Origin of the sequence: Paenibacillus sp. S150 (genome assembly GCF_019352175.1) — a bacterium.
GTDB lineage: Bacteria > Bacillota > Bacilli > Paenibacillales > Paenibacillaceae > Paenibacillus_AQ.
In genome coordinates this window covers 23,863-29,862 of the sequence record NZ_JACBYI010000062.1, presented here as the reverse complement: position 1 = coordinate 29,862, position 6,000 = coordinate 23,863, and the positions used below count along the sequence as shown (strand labels likewise).

Here is a 6,000-nt window from a genome sequence, read left to right as displayed (position 1 = left end):
GTTTTGTTGTATACTGGTCATTGAGTAGGGCTCCTTTTCTTGGTGACTTTGCAATCCCAAGGATACCCTACTTTTTTGTCGTTTACTAGACTCCCCGATCCTTACACATACTATTTTACGCCATCCCTTTACGGGCATATATGCTTAAATTAAGTTCACTTTTTCCCTCTATTTCCTCTGCCGCAAGCTTTTCTATCCACATTAGGTTCACTAATTCCACTCCACTTGCCCCCGGCAGCAATTCCGGTTAGCCCCCTTCAATTCCGCGCTTCCTCCTGCAAAATCCAGAACCCGCGGGTTCAGCTCGGCTACCCTGGTCTTTTAACTTCTCCCCGGCTGTACACATACCTTATCCGCAATTGAATGAAGTTCATCATTTCCTTGGCAACAAGTGGAAACGGCTTCGCCGTCCTTATAAGGACGGTATCCGTTTCAGCGGGAAAGATAAGGCTAATTTATAGCGTGAAAATAAATTCTTATCTTTCAAAAAAAGAAGCCGAGCGGCAGGTGCGCCGGCCCGGCTTCTCAGGCTTCCTATATAGGACTTATGCTTCTTGCCCGGCAGCCCCGCTCTTGTCCGAAACCAGCTCATTCAGGCCTACTATCAGGCCCTCCAGCTGATTGAAGCTCTCCACCATATGCCGGGTGATATTGCGCTGCTCTTCCACACCTGCCAGAATTTCTTCAGTTGCGGCGCTGGACTGTTCTGTGACACTGGAGAATTCCGTAATTTCTCCGACCACCTTCTCGGAAAAATGCTTCATGCCCGCTGAACTTTGCTCCACATCGCCGGCCTGGGCCAGCACCTTGTGGGCATTGGCCTGAATCGACTGGAACACCTTCACTGTATTCTGCACGGATTCGCTGCCCGTGAGCAGGATTTCCAGGCTCTGTCCAAACTGTGTGATCAGCCCTTCTGTCTGCGCCCGGAGGCTGGCAAGCACCCCGCTGATGGAATCCGCTGTCTGCCCGGAGCTTTCGGCAAGCTTGCGCACCTCTCCGGCCACTACCGCAAACCCCCGTCCCTGTTCTCCGGCACGCGCCGCTTCAATAGAAGCGTTCAATGCCAGCAGATTGGTCTGCCGCGAGATTTGCATGATTCCCTCCAGCATCGCATGCATGTCCAGACTTCGCTGTGAGAATTCCTGCATCTGGCCGGAGGTGCTGTTCATCACTTCCTGCAGCTCGGCAATTTGATCCGTGAGCAAGGAGATATTGCTGCCGCCCTGTTCGCTGACCTCCGCCGTATCCGCAGACAGCTGCTTCATTTCCCGGGAGCAGCCGGCCACATCGCGGATATGCTTGTCCGACACGGAGATGGACTCGGTGATATCCGCGATGCTGCTCGCCTGATATTCAATGCCCTTGGATACCTCCTGAAAGCCGATAACGACTTCATTCGTAATGGCGTCGACCATTTCCACTTCCTGTTTGAAATTCCCCGTAAAAGCGTATAAGCCGTCCACAGCTGTCTTTACCCGGTTCAAAAGATACTCCACATGCGTGCCCGAAGATTCGACCTCTTGTTTTTGCAGCTCAATTTGGAGGAACATTTTGCGGTTAACCGAGGATACGCCAAGCAGTACAGCGCAGACCAGGATGAATATGCCTGCTCCGCTCACGTATTCCGCCAGCTTCGGACCCGTGCCGGATTCGAACTGAATGAAAATATTGATGGCGTTCACCCCTGCGGCGATCGCAAAATACTGGTAGCTCGGATAAAAAAGCAGCATTGAGCACAGCAGCAGCGTTACCGGGAGGTTAACCTCAATCAGATTCAGATAAACCGCACTCCCTCCAAGAATGGCGGTAAACACCCAGGGGATAATACGGGTTCCTATTTTTTTCAGATGAAGCAAGGTTAAAACAGCGCTTAGAACAACCGCAAGCGCATTGATGACCCATAGTGACGGTACTTGAAATGCCAGAATCACGCCAAGCAGGGCCACAATCCAAATTGCAAAGATAATAATTCTGCTTCTCATCCAAATAATTTCCGTTAACCTTTGATTCTGCAACGTTGGCACTTCCCCCGTCTTAATATATTGGACTTATTCCCAAATTTAATATCGTCATTATTCGACAAGTATTTAACTGTAATTTGATCAAACCCTCTCTTTATTCCTCTTTACGCAAGCAGAAACGGCTAAGCCGTTTTTTCGGATGAGATGACCGTTTCGGCGGGCACAGAAGGAAAGGGGGGCGGGGCCTGATATTACACAAAATAACCCCACAAAGCCATCCATGCCGCCGACACGGCACCACAGATGATGGAAATGGGGGTAGATTTTGTTGCGTTTAATTTCTTGCGGCCTTTATGCGATTATCCTCTTCCGTAAAGTTATTTCCAGGGTAGTGGGGCCTTGGCTTCGATGATGACTCAGGTACTTTGCCGGGACCCCAAAATTATCTTTCAAGCAGAAACGGCTACACTGTCCTTCTAAGGGCCGGGGTGTTTCAGCGAGAAATAGAAGGATCATTTAATGTGCAAGGCATATTAATTCTATATTTACAAAAAGACCGCCCATTGGCGGTCTTGGAGAAACTGATATTCGGCTGTCGCTGTCTCTAGCCTTTTGGGCGCACTACGAGCGCAGCCAGGAACGAGAATACAATGGCCGCTGAAATCCCTGCACTGGTCACATCGAATATGCCTGTAACGACTCCGATCCAGCCATCCCGCTCCAGCTCGGTCAATGCCCCGTGCACGAGGGAATTCCCAAAGCTGGTGATCGGCACACCGGCACCGGCACCGGCAAATTTCACAAGCGGATCGTATATTCCGAAGGCATCCATGGCCGCTCCGGCCACCACAAGCGTGCTCATGGTATGTGCGGGTGTCATTGCCAGCACATCAAACATCAGCTGGCCGATGACACAGATGGCACCTCCAACCAGAAAGGCCCATAAATAAATCATGCTCCTTCACCCCCCATCTCCAGGGCTACGGCATGGGCCACGCACGGAATCGTCTCTCCCTGCTGGTAGGACAGCGGTGAGAGCAGCGCTCCGGTAGCCACGATCAGCACCCGCTTCAGCTCCCCTTTTCTCATCCGCTTGAGGATATGGCCATAGGTTACCGTTGCAGAACAGCCGCAGCCGCTTCCTCCGGCGATCACGTATTTCTGCTTGTCCAGATCGTAAATCATCAGACCGCAGTCATTGAAGGCGGTCTGCTCCATAGGAATGCCTTCTTTGGCCAGCAGATCCTTGGCAATCGGCAGGCCAACTGAAGCAAGGTCGCCCGTTACAATCAGATCATAATGCCCCGGGGAGAGAGCCGTATCCCGAAAATGCGCTGTTATCGTATCCGCTGCGGCCGGAGCCATCGCCGCCCCCATATTAAAGGGGTCCTTGAGGCCCAAATCCATAATGCGGCCCAGAGTTGCCATGACAACATGCGGCCCCTCCGAAGTACCGTCGTCCGCGCCGATAACCGCACAGCCGGAGCCGGTTACGGTATATTGGGCCGTCGGAGGCTTTTGGGAGCCGTATTCGGTCGGATAGCGGAACTGCTTCTCCACGGTACAGTTATGGCTGGACGTTCCCGCCAGTGCATACTTGCCGCCGCCGGAATCCACAATCATTGAAGCAATGGCAAGGCTCTCCATGGAGGTGGAACAGGCTCCGAACACACCGAGATAGGGTACACCGAGCTTTCTCGCAGCAAATGAGCTGCTGATAATCTGGTTCATCAGATCTCCTCCGACAAAAAACTCCAGCTTCTCCTGCTCAAGCGAAGCATTGATCAGCGCCAGCTTGGAGGCTTTTTCGAAAAGAGCGCGCTCCGCCTTCTCCCAGGTTTTCTCGCCCATTTTCAGCGAATCATAAATAAAATCAAAATCCGAAGCGAGCGGCCCCTCCCCCTCCTCCGGGCCAACCACTGCGGACGAGCCGAGAATAACGGGACGGGTGGTATACTGCCAGGTCTGGCTGCCAAGCTGCTTCATAATCAGTGACCGCCTCCCAATCCAAAAACGGCATATACTACGCCTACGGCAAAAGCAGCAACTACCCCGAACACAATGACAGATCCGGCCAGCTTGAACATGTTCGCGCCTACCCCGAGCACCAGGCCTTCCGCCCGGTGCTCCAGTGCAGCCGAGCACATGCTGTTGGCAAATCCCGTGATAGGAACGGCACTTCCTGCACCGCACCATTGCGCAAGCTTGTCGTATACGCCGAAGCAGGTCAGAATCACGGAAATGAGAATCAGCACTCCGGCCATCGGGCTAGCGGCTTCCCGTGCGGTCATATCAAAGATCGCCATAAAAGCCTCTTGAATGCCTTGTCCGATTACACAGATCAAACCGCCCGAGAGAAAAGCGCGGATACAGTTTTTGAACACGGGACGTGAGGGAACGTAAGGCTTGGACAATTTCTCATAATCCTGCGGAGTCAAGGTGTCAAGCCGCAGTTTGACACCTGATTTTCTAGTTTTCGCCGGCAAATAGGACACCTCCTGAAAAGGATGCGAAAGGGTTGGGCCTGAGCCCGGAGGCTCAGGCTGTCTCCCTCCCGGAATGTTCTTCGTTAGAAGTTTTTTCTTATTGTTCGCCATTTGCCGTTTCGTTATGTCCCTCCAGCTCAGGAAAAATACAACAATACAATAATCAGCAGCATGAACAGAATCAATATCAGCACAGCCTCGCGCTCTGCCGTGCAGCTTCGGCTGTATTTTCTCTGCATTCCCCGGGTATGCACTCTGCCGGAGAAGCCCGGGACTGGCGCCCGGGGCATGCTTCCTGCCATCCTCATCCGCTTCGCTTCCTTTCCCGGCTCCTGCCTGCGGAGCCACTAATGCATAGTATTCGCAGCACTAGTGCCCGGTGTTCATTTTGCCCTCCGGTCATGGACAATTGAAGCCGCAATGTTCATACTAGATGATAGTAAAGGAGCGATATGCAGAAATGAATCCAGAAACACTTGAACTATTCAAAACACTGACTGAATTTCCCGCAGCCCCGGGCTTCGAGCGAGAACTGCGCGCTTACGTCAAGGATGCGCTGGCACCTTATACCGATGAGTTCGTGCAGGACCGGCTTGGCAGCCTGTTCGGCGTGCTGCGCGGTGAAGAAAACGGCCCCAAAATCATGGTCGCCGGACATTTTGACGAAGTGGGCTTCATGGTTACAGGCATTACGGATAAGGGCATGATCCGTTTTCAGCCGCTGGGCGGCTGGCTCGCCTCAGCGGTCGCCTCACAGCGGCTGCAGGTATTCACTCCCAAGGGAATACTGAACGGTGTTGTCGGCAGCACCCCGATCCATTTGATGAGTGATGAAGAACGGAAGCAGCCGGGCGATATCCGTAAAATGTACATTGATATCGGTGCAGACAGCCGCGAAGAGGCGCAGAGCTTCGGCGTGGCTCCAGGGCAGCAGATCCTTCCGGTCTGTCCGTTTACCCCGCTGGCCAACCCGAAGAAGATCATGGCCAAAGCCTGGGACAACCGCTATGGCGTGGGGCTGGCGGTTGAGCTGGTGCAGGCGCTGCACGGCAGGAAATTGCCTAATACCGTTTATGCCGGGGCCACTGTACAGGAAGAAGCGGGACTGCGCGGCGCACGCACAGCGGCAAATCTGCTGCAGCCGGATATTTACTTCGCCCTCGATGCCAGTGCGGCCGCAGACATGACCGGCGACCGCCAGGCCTTTGGCCAGCTGGGCCAGGGAGCGCTGCTGCGCATCTATGATCCAACGATGATCACTCACCGGGGATTGATCGAGTATGTGCAGGATACGGCGGAAACCCACAAGATCAAGTACCAGTATTATGTCTCCCAAGGCGGAACGGATGCCGGTCAGGTGCATCTCAGCGGGATCGGCGTGCCTTCCGCTGTAATCGGCATCTGTTCGCGATACATCCACACCTCCTCCTCCATCATTCACAGCGATGATTACGCCGCTGCGAAGGAGCTGCTGGTCAGGCTGGTGGAGGGGCTGGACCGCACTACGCTGCAGACGATACTGGAGAACAGCTAGGCAGAGCCGCTTAAGC

The 6,000-nt window shown here is 53.6% G+C and carries 6 protein-coding genes; 1 reads left to right on the top strand and 5 read right to left on the bottom strand.

Annotation, left to right across the window (positions count from 1 at the left end):
- Positions 1-545 precede the first annotated feature (545 nt).
- The 5 genes from HYD27_RS30130 to HYD27_RS30110 all read right to left on the bottom strand — a co-directional run bounded on the left by HYD27_RS30130 (position 546) and on the right by HYD27_RS30110 (position 4,758).
- Positions 546-1,985 (bottom strand): methyl-accepting chemotaxis protein, encoded by a 1,440-nt coding sequence (locus HYD27_RS30130; protein WP_219221480.1) that lies wholly within the window; start codon positions 1,983-1,985, stop codon positions 546-548.
- A gap of 583 nt (positions 1,986-2,568) precedes the next feature.
- Positions 2,569-2,919 carry a stage V sporulation protein AE gene (gene spoVAE / locus HYD27_RS30125; RefSeq protein ID WP_219221479.1) on the bottom strand — a complete coding sequence of 117 codons (351 nt, stop codon included), beginning with the start codon at positions 2,917-2,919 and terminating at the stop codon, positions 2,569-2,571.
- Entirely contained in the window at positions 2,916-3,950 is a 1,035-nt protein-coding gene (spoVAD, locus tag HYD27_RS30120; RefSeq protein ID WP_219221478.1) for a stage V sporulation protein AD, read from the bottom strand. Before spoVAD ends, spoVAE begins: the two co-directional genes overlap by 4 nt.
- 2 nt (positions 3,951-3,952) lie before the next feature.
- Entirely contained in the window at positions 3,953-4,450 is a 498-nt protein-coding gene (spoVAC, locus tag HYD27_RS30115) for a stage V sporulation protein AC (RefSeq protein ID WP_228745426.1), read from the bottom strand.
- A 137-nt stretch (positions 4,451-4,587) separates the two neighbouring features.
- Positions 4,588-4,758, bottom strand: a complete 171-nt coding sequence (locus HYD27_RS30110; protein ID WP_219221476.1) for a hypothetical protein — start codon at positions 4,756-4,758, stop codon at positions 4,588-4,590.
- 152 nt (positions 4,759-4,910) lie between these two features.
- On the opposite strand from HYD27_RS30110, the gene HYD27_RS30105 reads away from it, so the two are divergent.
- Positions 4,911-5,984, top strand: coding sequence for a M42 family metallopeptidase (locus tag HYD27_RS30105; RefSeq protein ID WP_219221475.1), 1,074 nt, complete (start codon positions 4,911-4,913; stop codon positions 5,982-5,984).
- Positions 5,985-6,000 lie beyond the last annotated feature (16 nt).

What these genes read in the sequence shown, in the direction of transcription:
- HYD27_RS30130 (WP_219221480.1), bottom strand. Translation starts at nt 1,985, where the DNA reads ATGAGAAGCAGAATTATTATCTTTGCAATTTGGATTGTGGCCCTGCTT.
- spoVAE (WP_219221479.1), bottom strand. Translation starts at nt 2,919, where the DNA reads ATGATTTATTTATGGGCCTTTCTGGTTGGAGGTGCCATCTGTGTCATC.
- spoVAD (WP_219221478.1), bottom strand. Translation starts at nt 3,950, where the DNA reads ATGAAGCAGCTTGGCAGCCAGACCTGGCAGTATACCACCCGTCCCGTT.
- HYD27_RS30110 (WP_219221476.1), bottom strand. Translation starts at nt 4,758, where the DNA reads ATGAGGATGGCAGGAAGCATGCCCCGGGCGCCAGTCCCGGGCTTCTCC.
- HYD27_RS30105 (WP_219221475.1), top strand. Translation starts at nt 4,911, where the DNA reads ATGAATCCAGAAACACTTGAACTATTCAAAACACTGACTGAATTTCCC.